This is a genomic window from Virgibacillus oceani, from assembly GCF_014638995.1.
Taxonomy (GTDB): Bacteria; Bacillota; Bacilli; order Bacillales; family Amphibacillaceae; genus Virgibacillus_E; species Virgibacillus_E oceani.
Genome location: NZ_BMFR01000004.1, coordinates 17,659 through 39,199, shown reverse-complemented (window position 1 = coordinate 39,199; position 21,541 = coordinate 17,659). Strand labels below are relative to the sequence as shown.

Below are 21,541 nucleotides of genomic sequence, written 5' to 3'. Positions count from 1 at the left end.
AACCTATGTCCCGGCCTCTTAATAATTATACCTATTTTGATATCTAACTCTTAAATTAAATGCTTAGGATTCAACATTCCACGAAACAAATACCCAATCAATCCACCAATAATCGCCGGAACAACCCAGCCTAATCCAAGCGAGAAGAATGGCAGCTTTTCCATGATTGGCGTTATGCTGTTCAGCTCGAAACCAAATGCGACTAATCCGTCGTACAAGCTTGTAATAGCTGTTAATAAAATTGCCCCGCGATAAACGGCTGCAGATCCATTAAATAACTTTTGCGTAAATGTTAACAATATAAGTACAATTGCTATTGGATATATAAATACAAGTACCGGTACTGAGTAGCTGATAATTGTATTTAACCCTTGATTTGCGATAAGATAACTTGCGATCGTAACAATAAGAATGATCCACTTATAGGCTATCTTAGTAATTTTCATAAAAAACTGGCCGCATGCAACGACTAAACCTACAGATGTAGTGAAACATGCAAGCGTAACGATTATGCCAAGTAATAATGCACCAAAGTTACCGAACATTAGACCTGCTGCATTGGATAAAATATCGCCGCCGTTACTGTAGGAGCCGGTTGCAGCCATTTTTGCACCAATCCAGCCGATGGAGCCATAAACAGTAATTAAGCCTATACCTGTAATTAAGCCGGCTTTTAATGTTGATCTTACTAGTTCTGGTTGTGTAGTAACACCGCGTTCCTTGAATGCATTAACTACTATAATTCCAAAAGCAAGTGCTGCAATCGCATCCATTGTTAGATAGCCTTCTACAAAACCCGTGAAAAGCGGGGAATCTGAATATTTATCTGATGGTTGAGATAGCGGGCTATCCAATAACAGAAATCCGCCGACACTCAGTGCCACGATTGCGATTAAAAGAATCGGTGTAAGGTATTGCCCAATCCGGTCAACCATTTTGGAGGGATTTAAACTTACGACAAAGACTAAAATGAAAAATATCGTTGTAAAAATGAACAGACTTGCAGCTCCGTTCGATGTAAATGGTTCAACACTCATTTCGAATGCAACCGTTGCAGCGCGCGGTATTCCAAAAAATGGGCCAATAGCAAGATATACTATAGAAGTAAAAATAAGTCCAAATAATGGATGAACCTTGTCTGCCAACTCACGGGCATCATTCTTTACAAATGAGATTGCAGTTACTGCTAGAATCGGTAATCCCACTCCAGTAATAACAAATCCGATGATTGCAGACCAATAGGATGTACCTGAGTCAATTCCTAAGGTGGGCGGGTATATTAAATTACCTGCACCAAAAAATAATGCAAATAACATAAATCCTATAATAAAGGTGTCTTTATTCATGTTGAAAGTCCTCCTGCTATGATTCATCCTTGTTGGAGAGCGATTCCAGCGTGCTATATTTTCTATATTATCAGACAATTTTGCTGGCAATTATTTTATGCATGCTTAGAAGCAAAATTAATCGTACAAGATTAACAAATGCTTGTCAATGCAGCGAATGAAAGAGTTTTGACATTTGTATGACAGGGGTAATTGATTTTGTTTATCAATTTAATGGGTAAAATTGTTTACATTGATTCTATATGAATATAAAATGTTTTTATATTATGAAGGGATATGGGGGTATGATATGTTTCCATCACTTTTGTTTGAAATAATGCTAATAGGCTTTCTGGGAATCGGTTCCCAATGGCTGTCATGGCGTTATCGTATGCCAGCTATTGTTGTCATGTCTGTGGCGGGCTTGTTAGTGGGACCTATATTTGGAATTATGAACCCCGAGGAAGACTTTGGGGAATTATATAAACCAATAATCACAGTGGCAGTTGCCATCATTCTATTTGAAGGAAGCTTGAATTTAAATTTTAAAGAACTGCGAGGCCTTGGTCGCCCATTAATGCGTATTGCAACCATTGGAGCGTTTATTGCTTGGATTGCGGGCTCGTTGACAGCACATTATATTGCAGGGCTCTCTTGGGCAGTTGCATTTGTCATCGGCGGCTTATTTATCGTAACCGGTCCGACAGTAATTTTGCCTTTACTACGCCAATCAAAACTGAAACCAAGACCAGCGAAGATTTTAAAATGGGAAGGGATTATCGTTGATCCTATTGGAGCATTACTCGCGGTATTTGCATTCGAAATCATTGCATATTTAACTGCACATAACCCTGATGGTTCAGCATTGCTCATGTTTTTTGCTGCATCCATTTTTGCAGCAATTCTTGGATGGGCATCTGGTAAAGGAATTGGCTGGATGTTTGAAACGGGCAATATTCCAGAATATCTGAAATCACCAGCAGTATTTGTTGTCGTCATTACATGCTTCACGATTGCAGACGAGGTTATGCATGAAACAGGACTATTGGCTGTTACTGCAATGGGTATGACGCTTGCGAATATGGGAATAAGCTCTGTTGAAGATATGCGCCATTTCAAAGAAAACCTATCGATTCTGCTAATTTCAGCAATTTTCATTATGCTTGCTGCTTCATTGGATTTAGATACGTTATTGCATATATTCAGTCCAAATATTATCGGATATGTATTGTTGATGATGTTTCTTGTACGCCCATTGTCGATATTTCTATCAACTATCGGCACAGATATATCGCTGAATGAGAAAATCTTAGTGGGCTGGATAGCACCAAGAGGTATTGTTGCATTAACCGTATCCAGCTATTTTGCGGCCATATTAGGAGAGGCTGGTTATGAAGATGCTTCTATTATTACAACGTTAACATTTGGCCTTGTATTTTTCACCGTTGTTGCACACGGGTTTTCCATTAGCTGGCTGGCAAAGAAGCTTCACCTGTCAATGGAAGGAAGACCTGGAACAATTATTGTCGGGAGCAATGGATTTACTGTTGAACTGGCAAAATCGCTTGCAAAATCGAAAGTCCCGGTTATTATCGTTGATGAATCATGGGAAAGATTGCGTAAAGCACGTGAAGCGGGAATTCCATTTTATCACGGTGAAATGCTGTCTGAACAAACCGAATACCATTTAGATACAACACCTTATGAATACTTAATCGCGGCAACAGATTTCCATTCCTACAATGCACTTGTATGTACAACATTTATGCCGGAGTATGGCAGGACAAATGTATTTAAAATAAGTCCGTACAAACAGATCGACAGCAAGGATACAAATGATATCGTGAATAAGATTGGCGGCCGAATTTTATTTGGAGAAGAATTATCAGCTGATGATTTAACAACGAAAATCACATCTGGCTTTGGATTCAAGCAAACGGCAATTACGGAACAGTATAATTACAATCGCTATCTTGACGAACGAGATGAAGAAGCTGTACTTCTATACTTTATTAAGCCATCTGGTAAAATTGTTTTTTACACTGAAGAAATGAAATCGACACCAGAATCAGGTGATACAGTTGTGAGTTTGTCACCACAGGATAAGAAAATTCAAGCAAAATTAGAAAATAGACGAAACAATAATGGCAATCAATGAAAAACAATGGAGATCCGCATATGCGGTCTCCATTGTTTTTAAATATAGCATGTGCAAGAATAAGGACGAGTAAATCTGCACATTAAAAGCCAGTCACTTGCTGTTACTGTTCATCAAGCTCATCTAGCCTGCGATTCATTAATTTTATTTCTTCCTCTAGTTCGATAAGTTTTTCTTCGGCTGTTGACGTTCTCCCGCCGACCAGCACCAATTTCTCCATGTCCGCCTGGATTCGAACATAATCAGACTTAAGCTCCGCAAGCTTTGCCTCAATCTCTTTTTTAGTCATTGTTATCACTCCTATATATTATTTTATCGGATTTACCCTTTACATGAAAGGATAATAGGTTATGATTAACTATTAAAAAGGGGAATCCAAATGAATATAACAGTTGTTTCTTCGCCGGAAGTTTTTGCAGAAAAGGCCGAATCATTACTATTAAAAAAAGAAGCATGTAATAACTTAATGCTTGGCTTGTTAAATAGACTATTAGAAAATGGTAAAACAAATGCAGAATATTACTTAGGGTACGTTGAAATTAATAATCAGGTAATATTTGCATTTATGCGGACAGCGCCAAATAATTGGATAATGGCTGATGTAGACCATGTAGCAGATTCTGTTATTGCATCTGTTGCGAATTTTATGTTTGAAAATAATCTGGAAGTACCCGGAATACTTGGGCCTGTCAGATCTACAAATTTATTCGTGAACAAATGGACTGAACTGACGGACGGGAATGCAAGTGTACATATGGAGCAGCTCATTTACCAATTGGACAAGGTAAACCATGTTCCGATGACTGATGGAATCCTAGTTGAGGCGAATCGCGCACATCACGCATTACTTACACAATGGCTGGAACAGTTTGGTTTACAAGCGAACGAAACAATCACCGCGTCAAAGGCAGCACGAACTGCAATAAATTTCATTAACAATCGCACTGTTTATCTTTGGGAGGTTGAAGGCGTACCTGTTTCAATGGTAAATCAATCAAGAAAGACAAAGCATGGAGCTACGATAAATGCTGTATTTACTCCAGATGAATTTAAACGTAAAGGGTATGCAACCAGTGCTGTTGCAGCATTATCAAGGAGGATACTTGAAGACGGCTTCCAATTTTGCAGCCTATACACGGATAAAGCAAACCCAACATCGAATAGCATCTATAAAAAAATTGGCTATTATGTTGTTGGGGACTCGATTGTATATAAGTTTAACTAAAAAGGGTGCAGGAGAGCAGGAACATCGGCAGGAGAGCATCTTAAAATATCTAAAATTAGCTGTAAGGATTACAAAAACCAAAAAAATCCGAACTAATTAAAGAAATTATAGTTCGGATTTTTTGACCAAAATACCTTTTCAAGCCACTTTATATTAATGCATCCTCTTTAGATTTCTTCGAGTCTTGATAAGTTGTATAAAAATGGACAATGATTGTTTTTACAACTGCATAGAATGGAACAGCGAAAATAATTCCTAGGAATCCAGCAATACTCCCCGCTGCTAAAATCAAGGTAATAATCGTCAACGGATGCAATGATAATGCGCGCCCCATTATATTAGGCGAAATTAGGTTACCTTCAATTTGCTGTGCCACGATCATAACGATTGCTACCCAAACGGCCATCATCGGATCCTGGAATACACCAACGATCATTGCCGGGATTACCGATATAAATGGCCCGATAAATGGAATGACACACATAAACATTCCAAACAGCGCTAATGTTAATGCGTATTCTAAATCAATTATTAAGTATCCAATAAATAATAGTATCCCAATACAAACACTGACTAGCAGCTGACCTTGAATGTAGGATGTTAATGCTTCATCAATTTTATGCAGCAGACTCCGGATGTTTGCTGCCTTCTTTTTACTAAAAATTTGCGTTACAAATGGAACAAATTTATCTCCATCCTTGAGCATGAAAAATAGGAAGAATGGAACCAGTACCAGGGAAAAAACAAAGCCGATTAATTGACTTACGAAACCGAAGATAAATGTCATGGCTCCTTCAACATAGGACTGTAAATTAGAGGTAATATCGTTTATTGTCTTCTCGATATTAGCTGGTATCATATCCTGGTTTGATTGCCAATATGTTATCAGATCCTGTGCACTTTTCACCCATTTAGGTATATTGTCAATTAAGTTGGTAAATTGTTTCTGTGCGATTGGTGCAATGTAATTTATAATCAAATAACCGACTAAGATTAACAATAAAAACACGATAAAAATGGCCAGCACACGGTGAACCTTATATTTTTCAAGAAACTTCATGATAGGCCTTGTTAAATAAAAGAGTACACCTGCCCCAACAACAGGAAAAGCAACGGCAGCCAAATATTTAAAGACAGGATCAAAAATAAAATCAGTTGCAGAAAGTAACAAGATTAATAGAAATACCAGAATAAACACTACTAATGTTTGAAACCAGCGTTTACCGTACAAACGAATCACACTTTCTTTTCATATATATTATTTCTATTTTAACCATAAAAAGTATTTATAGGAAGTAACTTTACTAGTTTTACCTGAAAAAAGTCAGTGTAAACCATTTTTCCTATAACAGATAGAATAAATAATCAAAGTATGCTAGAATTTGAACATATTGGTTACGTAAGAAGGGGATATGGTTTATGGTTGCGTGGGAGAAAGCATACGAAAAATGGACCTCATATGAAAATCTTGATCCTTCCTTAAAGAGGGACTTAGAAAATATAAAAAATAATCAGGAAGCATTAGAGGATGCATTTTATAAAGAGTTAACCTTTGGAACCGGTGGAATGCGCGGAATCTTGGGACCAGGAATCAATCGGATGAATATCTACACTATTAGAAAGGCTGTCAACGGTCTTGTGAGTTATTTGAAGGGAAATTGTGTAAATATTTACGATCGCGGTGTTGTTGTTTCCTATGATTCAAGATATATGTCACAGGAATTTGCATTGGAGACGGCAAAGGTACTTGGTGCGTACGGAATTAAAACATATGTATTCGATTCCTTGCATCCGACGCCATTATTGTCATTTGCAGTACGTTATTTAGGAACAGTAGCTGGTGTGATGATTACCGCAAGTCATAATCCGCCAGAATACAATGGATTTAAAGTATATAACGAAGACGGTGGTCAAATTACACCTGACGAGGCAAATGAAATTATTGCTTCCATTCAACAAACCGAAAATGAATTAACCGTTCCACATATGGAAAAAGCTGAATTGGAAGAAAAGGAGCTCTTAAATTGGGTGGGCAGTGAGATTGACAATGCCTATTTGGAACAATTAAAGCAAATTTCAAGGCTGGAACCAGGGGAATTAATGGCTGAAAAGGATCTAAAAATTGTTTTTACACCACTTCACGGTACGTCACACGATTTGGTGAAATTGGGTTTGGAACAGCTGAATTTTTCACAGGTCAATGTTGTAAAAGAACAAGCAATTCCCGATCCGGAGTTTTCAACAGTTGAATCACCAAATCCGGAAGAACATCAGGCGTTTACAATGGCAATGAAGCAAGGGAGAGAAATTGGTGCTGACATTCTAATCGGTACTGACCCTGATGCGGATCGTCTGGGAGTAGCTGTTCAGGATAATGCAGGAGGATATACTGTTTTAACAGGAAATCAGCTAGGGACATTATTGCTCGATTATATTCTTTCACACAGTGATAAAGCATTGCTGACAAACCCGCGGATGCTGAAAACTATTGTAACGACTGAGCTCGGTCGCGCAATTGCAGACCACTATGGTGCAGAAACAATCGATACATTAACAGGTTTTAAATACATTGGGGAAAAGATTCGTCAGTTCGATGCATCGGGCGAGACATTTGTGTTTGGCTTTGAAGAAAGCTATGGCTATTTAATCAGCAGCTTTGCCCGTGATAAAGATGCAGTTCAAGCTGCAATGATGGCTTGTGAGATGGCATATTACTGGAAAAAGCATGGAAAAACACTACTGGATGCACTTGATGTTTTATATGAAAGACACGGGTATTATTTAGAGGGAATGTCTTCTTTAACGTTAAAAGGGAAAGAAGGATCAGCGAAAATAGCTGAAATCATGGCAAATTTCCGTGAAAATCCTCTGTCGGAAATAGCGGGTTTAAAAGTTGAAGTGACGGAAGATTATTTATCAGGTCAACGAACCTTCCAAGCGTTTAATAGTAAAATTGAAGCGATTGATCTGCCTAAAGAAAATGTAATCAAATTAAAACTAGAAGAAAATAGCTGGGTTTGTCTTCGTCCGTCCGGTACAGAGCCAAAAATAAAATGCTATTATGGTGTATGCGGGAAAACAAAGGAAGAAAGTGCTATCCAATTAGCTGCATTAAAAGAATCGATGAGCGGAATTATTAAATAAAAATGCTCTCATAATTAATTGAAAAAATAAGCAGACGTTGCCGGCTGCTTATTTTTTTCTGTTTTTGGGTAAAGGTAATTAGGACTGGGGAGGAATGGATAGAATGCCAATAAAACTTAAACGAATTTATGATAATTACAGTGAGGATGATGGTGTACGTGTTCTAGTTGATCGTGTCTGGCCAAGGGGGATTTCCAAAGATAGTGCTAAGCTTGATAATTGGATGAAAGAAATTGGACCAACAACGGAGCTCAGAAAATGGTTTAGTCATGATCCAGACAAATATGAAGCGTTTAAGCAAAAATACAAAAAAGAGCTTGAAAGTGGTGATCAACAGGCCGAACTTGAAAAATTAAAGGAAATTACGAAGGACCATCATAAGGATGTTACATTGCTATATGCGGCAAAGGATAAGGAGCATAATCAAGCACAGGTATTGAAGGAGATATTGGACCATCAGTAAAAGTAAATACGAAGGCAGTCCGAATTTACTGGCAGCCTTCGTGTTATACTAAGCAGCATGCAATGAAGGTACAATTTATGCAGTAAAACACACTTTCCAACTATTAATTTCCACTATTGGAAGCAGCTGCAGCGGCTGTTGTTGCAGTAACAGCTGCCATCATCGCTGCCTGTTGTGCTTGCATGATTGTTTCCATCGTTGTATACATACTCGTTTCAGCCAAACTGGAATGTGTTAGTATTTCACTCGTAAAAAGGTTTACCGCCATTATAAGGTTTATATCCTTTTGCCACTTTATTTCACGATTAAGCTCTTGATAAATATGTGAGATCATCGCCATGTCTAATTCCTCATATGGGAGAAGAGCAAGCATGCCTATTACAGGATAGTACATTTTTTTAGGTTTAATCGACACTTCAGCGAATGCATCATACACTCGGACAGAATGGTTTACAAGTGAACTTTTATTTTCTGAACGACCCAAAGATAGAATATGACTTAAAAACTGGAGTTCATTTCCCTTACTGAATTGATGCTCATGTAAACTGTTATAATACATTTCCATTCGTTCAATTAATTCTTCCGCCGTTCCATCCTCATATGCAAGCAATGTTGCTAAGGGATAATCATCTTGAGACGTTAAAAACATATGCTCTTTCTTCATCAGATCATAGATTTTCTTTGATCTGCTGATTATTGATGCTTGGTTCGTTGTATTAGCCCCATTTGTGATGATTACGGTTGCGGCAAGGTACGTAAAGGTTCCGCTTTTAAACCCTGCATGCTTCATTTGACCATATAAATCAAATAACGCTTCAACCTGCTCTTCAGGGTTATCAAAATGGACATCTAGCATTGCGGCGGTAGTAAATCTTGGATAGGATCGCATACTGGAAAACATACCGGCATTACCTTTTAGCTTATCGGCAATATCTAAAAGTCGTTCGATCCGCAGTTCTTTACGATTAATCATATATTGACTTGCAATCATCATTAATATGCCTTTATCTGAAACCTTCCATTTCATTTTATTTTTCAGTTCCTCATAAATTCGGATATATTCAGATAGTTTATACTGCATGTAGTCACGTCCTTTTCCACTGGCTATTGTAAATTACGGAATGAATACGCAAAAGGTTTCATTCACGCATTCGGATAAGCACTTAAATGGTTAATTAAAATGATCGATGGTATAGTGGTGTCAAATTACTTGTTTAGAGGTGATCATATGCCTGAACATCATTTTCATTTGAAAGCGGAATGGCCAGGTGGACGAAACAGTACGGGATACATTGAAGCTGGGAATTTACAAACTAAGATTTCAATTCCCCCTGAAATGGACGGACCAGGTGTTGGGACCAACCCAGATGAAATGTTACTCGGGGCGGCTGCTACTTGTTATGTTATAACACTAGCTGCAATGATTGAACGGTCGAATTTACCCCTTCAGGAAATGTCACATGAATCAGAGGGTATTGTTGATGTGACGAATGGGGTTATTACGTATAAGAAAATTATTCATAAGCCAACAGTTGTACTAACCGCTGAAGCAACGGAGGAAGATTACAGCAAGTTAGAAAAGCTAGTAAAAAAAGCGGAGACAAGCTGCATGATCTCACGGGCAATTAAGGGAAATGTTGAGATTGAATTGGAGGAAACAATTAATTAATAATGGGCAAATACATATTTTTTATGTGTATTTGCTCTTTTACATTGTAGTTTCTGTTAGCTCTCGCCTGAAATGAACTATACACCAAAGTCTCGTGATTAGTACCTTTTCAAACGTATTGAGGTATCAAGATTTTTGGTTTCATTTTTACCTCGAATTAATTTCTTGACATATTACACGCTGCCCAAGTATAGTATTTAAAGCATACTATATATATCGGAATTATGCACTTTGGTTTCGGGTTTATAGGAGAAAGAATTTGCTTATTTTTTTTGGGTAACTATCACCATTGACAAAAAGTAAGCATAATTAACAATAAGACATTAATAAGGGGGTAATACAAATGGAATTAGTATCTATCATCGTGAACATCGCAATATTAGTAGCAATTATTGGTCTTCTTATCTGGATGCAAAAGAAACACCTATCATTTAGTAAGCGTGTGTTCACGGGTTTAGGTCTAGGTATCGTGCTTGGTGCCATATTACAGGCAGTTTATGGCACAGGTTCAGAAATTTTAACACAGACGACAGATTGGTATAATATCGTTGGCCGCGGGTACATCAGTTTACTTATGATGATCGTTGTACCGCTTGTAATGGTTTCAATTATCCAATCCATTATTAATCTGAAAAAAGGTTCAGATTTAGGAAAAATGTCAGCCTGGATTATTGGTCTTCTAGTAGGAACGGCAATGATAGCAGCAATTGTAGGAATTGGAAGTGCTGCATTGTTTGACCTTAATGCTGATCAAATTGAAGCGGGGCAAGCGGAAAACGATCGAGGGGCGATGCTTGAATCGACGTTAGGTGAAGTTGAAAATATGTCAACGCCTGAGAAAATTCTAAGCTTTATTCCTTCAAATATCTTTTTAGATATGACACAGCAAAGGTCAACATCTGTAATTGCGGTTGTAATCTTTTCCATTATTGTCGGTATTGCAGTTTTAGGATTGCGCAGGAAAAATCCAGAACAGGCAGAGGTGTTTACAAAAATAGTAAATTCGCTTTACGCAGTAGTAATGAGAATCGTTACATTAGTACTGAGATTAACACCATTTGGTATCCTGGCACTAATGGCAAATACAGTAGCAAATACGGACGTGGCGGGTATTATTGAACTGGGCAAATTCGTTATTGCATCCTATGTGGCAATCATCGTCATGTTTATTATCCATTTAGTCTTGGTTGGAGTATTTGGATTAAATCCAATGACTTATTTGAAAAAAGTATTGCCAGTATTAAGCTTTGCATTTACGTCAAGGTCAAGTGCCGGTACTATCCCATTAAATATTCAGGCACAGCGAAATTCACTTGGTGTTGACTCAGGGATTGCGAACATGTCAGCATCATTTGGAGCTACAATCGGGCAAAATGGCTGTGCAGGATTATACCCGGCAATGCTGGCAGTAATGATTGCTCCAACAGTCGGTATTGATCCATTTTCACCAGAGTTTCTTGTTAAATTAGTATTGATTGTTGGAATTAGTTCATTTGGTGTAGCGGGCGTCGGTGGTGGAGCAACATTTGCAGCATTAATCGTGCTGTCATCCATGGGCTTGCCTGTAGCACTCGCAGGTCTTCTAATCTCAATTGAAGCACTAATTGACATGGGACGTACAGCACTTAATGTTAACGATGCCATGTTATCGGGAACATTAACATCACGTATTCTAGGAAAACTAAATTTGAAAACGTACAACGATAAAACTGCAATTGAAAAAGAATTGTCAGTATAATCAAATGGCCGTTCACACTTATGTGAACGGCCATTTTAATATGTGTTAGATATGGCAGGAGCCATTTCAGCCGCATGGACGTGCATCCTGTGCATCGCTCTCGCGCAATTTAGCCGCATGGAAGCGCAACTTCGCACCAAAGAGGCGCAGGTAACGTAACCGCTTATCCCCAACATCAACCTATTTCTTTACTAGTGCCAGCACCTTCTCAAGGTCCTGTTTCTTTCCCTCTTCAAAATATCCTGTAAACGGGCACCCAAGCAGCTTCACCCGCTCTGCTACGTTGTTAATTGTAAAAGGTTCTGGAGAGAGTCCTTCCTTTACCTCGTCCCAATACAATGGTGTTGCTACAGTTGCCTCAGCGGTTTTTCGTGGTGAATATGGGGCAATCAATGTCTTGTCCCGACCATGCTGCACATAATCGATATAGAGCCTTTCATGCCGGTTCTTTTTTAGGCGCTCTGTTGTGAAATGTTTTGGAAATTCCTTCTCTATCGTCCAAGCAATCGCCTGGGTGAAAATGGCTGTCTCATCATAGGACATGCTATTCTCTGGAATGGGAATATACACCTGCAGCCCTTTATTTCCAGATGTTTTTACAAAGGAAACAAGACCGAGTTCATCAAGCAGCTGCTTTAACAATTTGGCGGCATGTATGGATAGTGGAAACCGCTCCCTGTCTGGCGGGTCTAGGTCAAATACAATTTCTGAGGGGTTTTCACTTTCGATTTTCTGGAATGGAACATGGTACTCAACAGCTCCATGATTGCCAAACCACACAAGTGTTTCCAATTTGTTGCAGATGATTAATTTTTCCTCACCAGCTTGTATACTGTCTATATAATCAGGGGCATACTCCGGAAGATGCTTTTGAAAAAAGGATTCTTCGTTTACACCGTCGGGACTGCGGATTAACGTAAGGGCGCGATCCTTTAAAAACGGCAGCATATAAGGTGCTATTTCCCGTAAATGGACAAGTAAATCCCCTTTGGTAAACCCTGTTTTTGGCCAAAAAACCTTATCCGTATTCGTTAATTCTATGTCTTTAGGAAGCATTGCCATATCAAGTCGCAATTTACTACTTGTGCATTCAGGTGCAGCAAGGTTTGGTTTCAGTCCAGCAAATTCAGGTTCGCGAAGCTCGTGTTTATGCAGGTCAAGTGTATGGATTTTAGCGCAAATTGCCGGTGGAAGGGTATATCCATCCACTTGTTTTGTCCCGTTATCATAAAATACCTGCTTTAATGTTTGGAATGCTTCAGAATCTAGTCCATGTTTGCATTTGCCTATTTCCATTATGTTATTTTCATCATAAACCTTTACCGTGAAATAATCATTTTGCGTGTCATAAAAGGTAAGAATGCCATGTATTGGGCGCCAATTTTTTATTTTGAACCAGTCATTATGATTCTTGCCTGGCCGGTAGACACTATTTTTCCGTTTCGCAATCATGCCCTCAGCCTTGTATATAAAAATAATTTTCCATAATTCATTCGGGTCTTCATAATATGGGACATAACAAATACGCTTCAACGATGATAGGTTAAATCCGATATTCAACGTTTGGAAAAAATCGAAAAGCGTTTTTTTACGTGTATCGAAAGGTTTGTTATAAATAACTTTATCACTATGCATAAGCATATCAAACGCCATAAATGTTGCTGGCCGTTCCTGTGCAGCTTCCTTAATCGCGATGTGATCCTTCAGTCGGCCCCGTTTTTGAATCCAGGAGAAATTAGCCTGATAGGAACTGTTTAGCACAACTAATTCTCCATCAAGCTCGAGTGGCAGTAATGAGCTGATATCCGATTGATGTTTCTGGCAGAATTCAATTATTTCAGGAAAATTAGGAGTTAAATCTTTATTATTTTTACTAGTTAAACGAACCTTGCCTTTTTCCCAACGCAAAATACAACGAAAGCCATCGTACTTGACCTCATACATCCATTCATTTTCCTCTGGTATTTGGGTACTCGCAATTGGTTTCATTACTTTCATCGGCAATAACTCCCTTCCACATTTAGGGTGGCTTATTTTAGATAAAATAATCGGTCTATCGTTAAGGCAAGGATAAAAATAGTTATTGTCGGTACACTAATGAAAAAAGGGAGGTTTTGTTCATGCATACGATGTGGAAAGGGACAATCAGTTTTGGGTTAGTAAACATCCCAGTGAAAATGCATGCCGCCACAGAAAATAAGGATGTGAAACTGAGGAATCTGCATAAAGAATGCCAGTCCCCAATAAAGTATCAGCGTGTGTGTCCGGTGTGTGATCGTGAAGTTGAAAATGACGAAATTGTAAAAGCATATGAATATGCCAAAAATAAATTTGTAGTGCTTGATAACGAGGAATTAGAAGCGTTGAAAAAGGAACAAGAGGATAAATCTGTTGAAATAGTGGATTTTGTTAAATTGGAAGAAATTGACCCGATATATTTTGAACGAAGCTATTATTTGTCACCAAATGAAGGCGGAAGCAAGGCATATGGATTGCTTCGTGCAGCACTAAAAGATACGGAAAAAATCGGGATAGCAAAAATGATTATCCGATCGAAAGAACAGCTTGCCGTTATCCGTGTTTATCAAAATACATTAGTAGTCGAGACCATTCATTACCCTGATGAGGTCCGTCAAGTCCAAGATGTTCCCAATGTGCCCCAAGAGGTTGATACGCCGAAGAAAGAGCTTGATACTGCTAAAATGCTGATTGACCAGTTAACAACTGAATTTGAACCTGAAAAATACAAGGATGATTACCGTACAGCATTATTAGAGTTAATTGAGGAGAAGAAAAATAACGAACAAGTGGTTACAGGTGAAGAAAAGCCTAAACCAGACAATGTTACAAATTTAATGGACGCACTGCAAGCCTCTCTTGACAAGGCAAAAACGGACAAACCAAAGCCGAAACAGCCAAAACGTAAAACAAAAACAGCAACCAAGCAAAAGAAAAAGATTGCAAAATAAGAAGTTCAATGGAGACACCACAAAAAGTGAGGTCTCTATTTTTATGCTGTTTCAGTAAAGAAGAGTAACTCATCGGCATTATGAGAACCCATTTTCAAGCATTTTGGCGATAAAAGGTAACACATCAGCTTTATAAGTGGTATTTCCCTTTTCTGTTTTCATAATAGGACTTCCATGACAGCCAGTAAACAATACGCTTTCTGCGGCTATTTCTATTTCAAAGATTACACAAATTTATCTTTCTTTCATTCCATTTACAAAAAGCTTACAAGCTCCTTAAATCATTGTTTCTTGCCACTATAACCGTTTAAAAGAGGGTAAACTTGATAGTGACAGGATGATTATAAGCAAAAAAGGAATGAGTTATATGGAAAGAAATGCATATTTTGATAACGCGAAGCTAGCTTTAATATTTTTAGTCGTGTTTGGTCATATGATTCAGCCATTTACTGATGGTTCGCATGGAATCAATACGTTGTACACATGGATTTACACGTTTCATATGCCAGCATTTATATTTCTGGCAGGATTTTTTGCAAAGGGTTCTGGCGATAAAAAATATATTGCCAAACTAGCAAAAAAACTTTTATTACCATATCTTATATTTCAACTATTATATACAGGATACTATTTCTTTATTGGAAAAGATGATTGGCAAACGGGAATTTTTTATCCGCATTGGTCATTATGGTTCTTGTTCAGCTTATTTTGCTGGCACATGCTGTTATATTGGTTTAAAAAAGTTCCAGCAGTAATGAGTGTTTCAATCGCTGTACTATTTGGCTTGATCGTTGGTTATTTTAACGAAATAGGACATACGTTTAGTCTTTCAAGAACCTTTGTCTTTTTCCCGTTCTTTCTAATTGGTTATTGGCTTAAGAAGGATCATGTCCTGTTCCTAACTAGAAAAAGTGTCAAGATTGTATCCCTGATTGTGATGATAGCCGTTGCATCAGCGGTGTATGTCGCACCAGAGTTTAATACGGGGTGGCTGCTCGCATCTAAATCATACGGTGATTTAGGGATGTCAGAATTTGGAGGCATCGCGCGCTTCCTTGTATATGTAACATCAGCATTAATGGCAGCAAGTATTTTAGCTTGGATTCCAAAGAAAAACACAAAGCTTACGAAACTAGGCACTAGAACATTGTATGTGTATTTGCTGCATGGATTTTTCGTTCAATTTTTCAGGAAGACAAACTTATTTGAAATAAATAATGCGTTTGATCTCTTTGGTCTGGCAGTTATTGCAGCGATTATTGTACTTGTATTATCAAGTAAACCAATCCTTGGGGTTTGGCAGCCGTTTATTGAAGGGAAAGTATCAATACTAAGAAGTGTATTTGGTCAAAAGAAGAACATTAAGAAACAGCACAACGAAAACCTTAACACTTAAATCTGGCAATTAGGGAAGGTGTAAACATGAAAATATGTATATTTGGTGCTAGTGGTTATGTAGGTTCTTCGGTATATGTCAGACTAAGAAGCGGTTCTGCAGATGAAATAGTCGGAACGTATTTAGATGATCCGGCAATGTCTGAAGGTCTATACAAATTAGATGTGAATGAGCCTGAATCTTTTTCAAATTTCTACAAAGAGGAAAACCCTGATGTTGTCATTTGGACTGTTATGAGTGGGCCGAATGAGCACAAGCTAACCGATCAAGGATTGATGCATTTAATTACACATCTTACCCCTGAAACAAAATTAATTTATATTTCGTCTGATTTCGTTTTTTCAGATGGAAAGGGTCCGTATCATGAGGATGACCCAACATCAACTTTACCGGATGATCACACATTCAGTAACTATGCCAATGCAAAGGTAAAAGCAGAACACTTCATTGAAAATGAGCTTTCGAATTTTGTTATATTGCGGGCAGGTCCAATTTATGGGGAAAACAGGATTGGCAAATTGGACGAACGAACGGACCGTTTATCGTATCATTTACGATCGGATAGAAAAGTTGATTTTCGTGATGACTTAACACGTTCATTTGTTCATGTGGAGGATTTAGCCACTGTCATTGAAGAAATGGTTTATAACGATGTAACAGGTATCTACCATGTAGGACCAGAGGAAAAACAAAGCTTCTATGTGTTTATGAAATCAATGGCCAAACAATTAGGCTATAATGATGAATTGGTTATAAAAGGTTCTGAGGAAGAGAAGGTTGACACAGAAATTCCAAAGGACACATCGTTAATCACGAAAAAAATCAGCGAAGTCAGCAAGGTGAAATTCAGGTAAACAAATGGCCACTGCTCTAGTGAAGAGCAGTGGCCATTTGTACTTTTACAGAAATTAATCTCAATCATTTGGTAATATCATGAAGCAGAATACCAGGATTATTAAAACAGCATATGGGCAATCAGAACAATAACCGGTAACGTAATAATTGTTCTTAGAATAAAGATAATAAATAAATCTTTAATCGATACGGGAATTTTAGACCCAAGTAAAAGCCCGCCAACCTCTGACATATAAATAAGCTGTGTAACTGACAAAGCGGCAATAATAAACCTTGTAATATCCGCTTCAATTGGTGTTGCTAAGATCGAAGGCAGAAACATGTCAGCGAATCCAACTAAGATAGTCTCTGACGCTGCCTCAGCAAATGGTACCTGCATCAGCTCCAATAAAGGAATAAATGGAATACCAAGCCAAGTAAATATCGGTGTATAGGTTGCAATGATGAGCGCGACAAGTCCTATCGCCATTACAACTGGCGCTACCCCCATCCACATATCGAGGATGTTTTGTCCACCCTCTTTGAAAAACTTAAACACATCAGATTCCTTTTTAGCCTGATCTATTGCTTTTTTGTAACCGTACGTTAAGCTGTTATACCCTTCAGGAACGTCTTCTTCAATATCGCCCCAAGCTTCATTAATGTACGTATTCGGCTTTGAAGAAAGTGGCGGAATCCGCGGCATAATCAACGCCGCAACAAGACCAGCAGCAAGAACCGTTAAATAAAACGGGACAAACATATATCCAAGCTCCACCTGATTAATAACAACCAGCGTAAACGTAATCGAAACAACGGAAAAGGTTGTCCCAATAATTGCTGCCTCCCGTTTTGTATAGTAACCATCTTCATATTGCTTACTCGTTAAAAGAACACCTATCGTTCCATCCCCAACCCAAGATGCTAACGAGTCGACTGACGAACGGCCAGGAAGTCTAAATAATGGTCTCATTACTTTTTTCATCAATGTACCAAATAGATCCAGTAATCCATAATTCATTAATAAAGGTAAAAATAATCCTGCAAACAAAAATACAGCAAACAGAACATGCAGCAAATCGTCTAACAGCAACTGTCCCGTATCTGGACCATGGATTGCTTCAGGTCCTAGACGGTAATAAACCATTACAGCAAAAACTGCCGCCGCAACACGCGTAATTGTCCAAAACGGACTAACATTTAATAATTGCTTAAAAAAAGGAGTACGATTTAATTTATCTCCCATTAGCTTTCCCCATACAGATAAAATAGCTGTGATCACAATAATGAGCATCATAATAAACGACAATTGTCCTGCGAGCTTATCCTGAACCCATTCCGCTAAAACAGCAATTGGGATTGTCATGCCATCGTCGGTAGGAACTGGTGTCATGAATAGGAATATACCAATTAACGATGGAATAATAAACAAAAGATGTTCACTTAATTTGTAATTATGCTTCTTCATAAGTTCCCCCTAAAGTATAAACGCTTTCCTGCTATTATAATCGAAAATAATGTTTGTTCGCAATGACAATAGCTATAGCAATATCTGCATCTTCCCGAAATAATCCGGTTATAAATGTGCTAAATGTAACAAACTAACCACACGTGCAGCATACGTTTAAGTAAGTGGAAATATTGGGTAAAGTAGGTTGAGGTGTTGATGGTGCAAAGTTCATTAAAATATAATGTGTTTTATCGTTGTACTGTCATCGTTTGGATGGTAGTCAAGTTTATTATTCAGCAATACTTTTTCCATATGTGGCATCGCATTTGGGATGAACAAACCTATCAAAAATGGAATGCTCTTTTGACGAAACAAGCAAAGGAGTATAGAGAGAATGCAATAAAATTAGGGGGTGTACTAATAAAAGTCGGACAATTTTTAAGTACACGAACCGATTTTATGCCAGACGTATTTATTAGGGAGCTTGCAGGGCTTGTCGACCGTGTTCCAGCGATTCCTTATTCCTATGCAAAGCAATCGATTGAAGCAGAATGGGGCACAAGCATCGAGGAACATTTAATGGATATTGATGAAGCCCCAATCGCCGCAGCTTCGATTGGCCAGGTTTACCAAGCGAAATTAAAAGATGGTACAGTTGTTGCGATCAAGGTGCAGCGCTATCGTATCGATGATATTTTTCATATAGATTTTAAAGCGCTTAAAATCGTTTTTTGGCTGATTTCCGTTTTCACAGGTTTTGGCAAAAAAGCCAATTTAGATGAACTATACCGAGAACTGATTTATGTTATGGAAAGAGAGCTTGATTTTGAGAAGGAACTTGGATTCGGAACATATTTTAAGGAGCGGTATAAGGAATACGAATCAATCCATATCCCGCATTATTATGAGGAATTGTGCACAAGGAAAGTACTAGTAATGGAATGGATAGAAGGTGCGAAAATAACGAACATAAACTATATGAATCGACATAACATAAATATTAAACAAACAGCTAAACAGTTATTTGACCTTTATCTGGATCAATTCTTGAATCCCGGTTATTTCCACGCTGATCCGCACGCAGGAAATATTCTGATTCAAAAGGATGGCAGAATTGCTGTCATCGACTTTGGGATGATGGGTGAGGTCCGCAAACAGGATACGCAATATTTTAAACGGTTAATTCAGGGATTAATTATGGATGATTATGAAAAAATAATAAATACACTAGATGAAATGAATTTCGTCCTGCCAAATGCCAATCGGGATAAATTAAAGAAAATGATTAAACAGACAGTTGAAATGTACGAAAATGGCTCATTTAAACAAATGGATTCCCACACAATTGATCAGGTGAAAGAGGATATTCGCACGTTTATTCAAGAACAGCCAATCCAGCTGTCAGCCGATTATGCTTATTACGGGCGAGCTGTGTCGATTGTTTTTGGTGTATTAATTGCAATTTACCCTGATATTGATATTAGTAAGTGGGCAAAACCCAAAATTACCGAATGGTTCGGGGGCAGTATAGTTGGGTCCATTTACAAGCAATTTACGAAAGAAACACTGCAGCCAGTCCTTTCCTATCCAAAAGCAATGTTAAATTGGCTGGAAAGCGGGGAAGAAGATAGGAAATGGGAAAAAGAAAAACAACAAAAACAATTGCTTCACCATTTCTATCTAGTGCTTGAGGCAATAAGTTTCATCCTGATTATGGGGGGGATTGGCCTATTTGTTTATGCAACTACCATGGGAATGGCTATGCTAACCATTATCGGTGAGGCGGCTGCATGTATTTTTGCGTTAACCATGATTATTATATTTCTCAAGCATTATCGAATGATTCGAATGAAAAAATAGGAGGTGTTGATTATGAGTGGTGATTCTTTATTGAAAAAGGGATTTTTATTAGGACTGGGTGCAGCTGTCAGTGGTAAGGAAAAGTTAAGTAAAATGCTGAATGAACAAGTTGAGAAAAATGAATTAACGCCTGAACAGGCACGAGAGGTCATGCGGAAATTCATTGAAAAAGGCGAAATGAAAAAAGAGGAATGGAGTGCTAAACAGTACGACCAAACTCAGAAAATGGCAAAGGATTTAGGATTAGCAACAAAAAATGAATTAGAAGCATTGGAAAACCGGATTAAAGAGTTGGAGACCAAAGTTAATGGGGTATAAAAAAGATCTCAGCTTAATGCTGAGATCTTTTTTTGTCGGATTTCGCCCCAAATTATGGAAATACGATCCAACAATAATAGAATACGAGCGGAATTGTATAAAATACGTGCCAAAATTATTCAAATACGAGCAGAAAGTGTCCAAATACGTGCCGAAATCATAAAATACGGAAACTTATTACACATGCGATAAACAAAGCATTGCATTTTCCTATATGTTTAACATCATAACGTAAAGGTAAATAGTCTATAAAATAACTTTTACAATAAGGGCTGTTATTTAAATGAAAAAACATTTCACACTCACATTATTACTAGTACTGGGTCTGCTGCAGGGCTGTAATGTTGCCGTACTTGACCCAATGAGTGAAACTGCAAAGGAGCAGACTTTTCTGATCAACTTCAGCTTTTCCTTGATGATGATCGTGCTCATTATTGTCTTTCTCTTAATGGCGCGATTTGTCTGGAAATACCGGGAAACAGATAAAAACAAGCATGTCATTCCAAAGGATGTAAAGGGAAACAGGAAATTAGAGATAGCCTGGACAATCCTGCCTGTTCTGCTGCTCGTTGTTCTAGCAATTCCAACAATTGCTATTACATATGATCAATCGGCATCGTCACCTGCAGCAACAGAAAAGCAGGCCGGTGAAATCCATATTGATGTAAAAGCACAGCAGTTTTTCTGGACGTTCACTTATGAAAATGGCAAAGAATCGTCCAAAGAGCTCGTTCTCCCTAAAGGTAAACCGATTATATTTCATTTGAAATCAAAGGATGTTATCCATTCATTCTGGATACCTTCACTTGGAGGTAAAACGGATGTTCTTCCGGGAAAAGAGCTTGTTTATGAAATTGATAACCCGAAAATAGGCACGTACGATGGCAAATGTGCGGAATTCTGCGGTGTCAATCATACGAAAATGCGTTTTAAGACGAAGGTAGTAAGTGTTGAAGCCTATCATAAATGGCTAAAAAAGTGACAGTCGCAAT

At 38.1% G+C, this 21,541-nt stretch carries 18 protein-coding genes; 12 read left to right on the top strand and 6 right to left on the bottom strand.

Annotated features, from left to right (window positions below; all coding sequences use genetic code 11):
* Window positions 1-50: 50 nt before the first annotated feature.
* A complete protein-coding gene (gene brnQ / locus IEV74_RS07080; RefSeq protein ID WP_188454669.1) occupies window positions 51-1,346 on the bottom strand; it encodes a branched-chain amino acid transport system II carrier protein in 1,296 nt (431 codons plus the stop codon).
* Between the two features lie 289 nt (window positions 1,347-1,635).
* On the opposite strand from brnQ, the gene IEV74_RS07075 reads away from it, so the two are divergent.
* The gene (locus IEV74_RS07075) at window positions 1,636-3,483 is read left to right on the top strand and encodes a cation:proton antiporter (protein ID WP_188454668.1); all 1,848 of its coding nucleotides are present in this window, start codon (window positions 1,636-1,638) and stop codon (window positions 3,481-3,483) included.
* Between the two features lie 103 nt (window positions 3,484-3,586).
* Here IEV74_RS07075 and IEV74_RS07070 read toward each other — a convergent pair whose 3' ends face one another.
* The gene (locus tag IEV74_RS07070; RefSeq protein ID WP_188454667.1) at window positions 3,587-3,772 is read right to left on the bottom strand and encodes an SE1832 family protein; all 186 of its coding nucleotides are present in this window, start codon (window positions 3,770-3,772) and stop codon (window positions 3,587-3,589) included.
* Between the two features lie 90 nt (window positions 3,773-3,862).
* Between IEV74_RS07070 and IEV74_RS07065 the strand changes: the two genes are divergently transcribed.
* Window positions 3,863-4,708: a GNAT family N-acetyltransferase gene (locus IEV74_RS07065; RefSeq protein ID WP_188454666.1), complete on the top strand. Its 846-nt coding sequence runs from the start codon at window positions 3,863-3,865 to the stop codon at window positions 4,706-4,708.
* Between the two features lie 148 nt (window positions 4,709-4,856).
* Here the strand turns inward: IEV74_RS07065 and IEV74_RS07060 are convergent, their stop codons facing one another.
* The gene (locus IEV74_RS07060; protein ID WP_373284314.1) at window positions 4,857-5,948 is read right to left on the bottom strand and encodes an AI-2E family transporter; all 1,092 of its coding nucleotides are present in this window, start codon (window positions 5,946-5,948) and stop codon (window positions 4,857-4,859) included.
* Window positions 5,949-6,127: 179 nt separating this feature from the next.
* On the opposite strand from IEV74_RS07060, the gene IEV74_RS07055 reads away from it, so the two are divergent.
* Both IEV74_RS07055 and IEV74_RS07050 read left to right on the top strand, forming a co-directional pair.
* Window positions 6,128-7,852, top strand: a complete 1,725-nt coding sequence (locus IEV74_RS07055; RefSeq protein ID WP_188454665.1) for a phospho-sugar mutase — start codon at window positions 6,128-6,130, stop codon at window positions 7,850-7,852.
* A 103-nt stretch (window positions 7,853-7,955) separates the two neighbouring features.
* Complete coding sequence (locus tag IEV74_RS07050; RefSeq protein WP_188454664.1) at window positions 7,956-8,315, top strand: DUF488 domain-containing protein; 360 nt, start codon at window positions 7,956-7,958, stop codon at window positions 8,313-8,315.
* A gap of 103 nt (window positions 8,316-8,418) precedes the next feature.
* On the opposite strand, the gene IEV74_RS07045 is transcribed toward IEV74_RS07050, so the two are convergent.
* Window positions 8,419-9,396, bottom strand: coding sequence for a DUF4003 family protein (locus IEV74_RS07045; protein ID WP_188454663.1), 978 nt, complete (start codon window positions 9,394-9,396; stop codon window positions 8,419-8,421).
* A 147-nt stretch (window positions 9,397-9,543) separates the two neighbouring features.
* Between IEV74_RS07045 and IEV74_RS07040 the strand changes: the two genes are divergently transcribed.
* The gene (locus tag IEV74_RS07040; RefSeq protein ID WP_188454662.1) at window positions 9,544-9,984 is read left to right on the top strand and encodes an OsmC family protein; all 441 of its coding nucleotides are present in this window, start codon (window positions 9,544-9,546) and stop codon (window positions 9,982-9,984) included.
* A 343-nt stretch (window positions 9,985-10,327) separates the two neighbouring features.
* The gene (locus IEV74_RS07035) at window positions 10,328-11,722 is read left to right on the top strand and encodes an L-cystine transporter (RefSeq protein ID WP_188454661.1); all 1,395 of its coding nucleotides are present in this window, start codon (window positions 10,328-10,330) and stop codon (window positions 11,720-11,722) included.
* A gap of 180 nt (window positions 11,723-11,902) precedes the next feature.
* On the opposite strand, the gene IEV74_RS07030 is transcribed toward IEV74_RS07035, so the two are convergent.
* Window positions 11,903-13,720: a DNA ligase D gene (locus IEV74_RS07030; protein WP_188454660.1), complete on the bottom strand. Its 1,818-nt coding sequence runs from the start codon at window positions 13,718-13,720 to the stop codon at window positions 11,903-11,905.
* A gap of 122 nt (window positions 13,721-13,842) precedes the next feature.
* Between IEV74_RS07030 and ku the strand changes: the two genes are divergently transcribed.
* From ku to IEV74_RS07015, 3 genes are all read left to right on the top strand, one after another.
* Entirely contained in the window at window positions 13,843-14,691 is an 849-nt protein-coding gene (ku, locus tag IEV74_RS07025; protein ID WP_188454659.1) for a non-homologous end joining protein Ku, read from the top strand.
* A gap of 367 nt (window positions 14,692-15,058) precedes the next feature.
* Window positions 15,059-16,087 carry an acyltransferase family protein gene (locus IEV74_RS07020; RefSeq protein ID WP_188454851.1) on the top strand — a complete coding sequence of 343 codons (1,029 nt, stop codon included), beginning with the start codon at window positions 15,059-15,061 and terminating at the stop codon, window positions 16,085-16,087.
* 26 nt (window positions 16,088-16,113) lie between these two features.
* Window positions 16,114-16,941 (top strand): sugar nucleotide-binding protein, encoded by an 828-nt coding sequence (locus tag IEV74_RS07015; RefSeq protein ID WP_188454658.1) that lies wholly within the window; start codon window positions 16,114-16,116, stop codon window positions 16,939-16,941.
* Between the two features lie 101 nt (window positions 16,942-17,042).
* On the opposite strand, the gene IEV74_RS07010 is transcribed toward IEV74_RS07015, so the two are convergent.
* The gene (locus tag IEV74_RS07010) at window positions 17,043-18,389 is read right to left on the bottom strand and encodes a YjiH family protein (RefSeq protein WP_188454657.1); all 1,347 of its coding nucleotides are present in this window, start codon (window positions 18,387-18,389) and stop codon (window positions 17,043-17,045) included.
* Window positions 18,390-18,587: 198 nt separating this feature from the next.
* Between IEV74_RS07010 and IEV74_RS07005 the strand changes: the two genes are divergently transcribed.
* From IEV74_RS07005 to coxB, 3 genes are all read left to right on the top strand, one after another.
* The gene (locus IEV74_RS07005; RefSeq protein WP_188454656.1) at window positions 18,588-20,231 is read left to right on the top strand and encodes an ABC1 kinase family protein; all 1,644 of its coding nucleotides are present in this window, start codon (window positions 18,588-18,590) and stop codon (window positions 20,229-20,231) included.
* Between the two features lie 12 nt (window positions 20,232-20,243).
* The gene (locus IEV74_RS07000) at window positions 20,244-20,549 is read left to right on the top strand and encodes a phasin family protein (protein ID WP_188454655.1); all 306 of its coding nucleotides are present in this window, start codon (window positions 20,244-20,246) and stop codon (window positions 20,547-20,549) included.
* Window positions 20,550-20,832: 283 nt separating this feature from the next.
* A complete protein-coding gene (gene coxB, locus IEV74_RS06995; protein WP_188454654.1) occupies window positions 20,833-21,531 on the top strand; it encodes a cytochrome c oxidase subunit II in 699 nt (232 codons plus the stop codon).
* The last annotated feature ends 10 nt before the right edge of the window (window positions 21,532-21,541 follow it).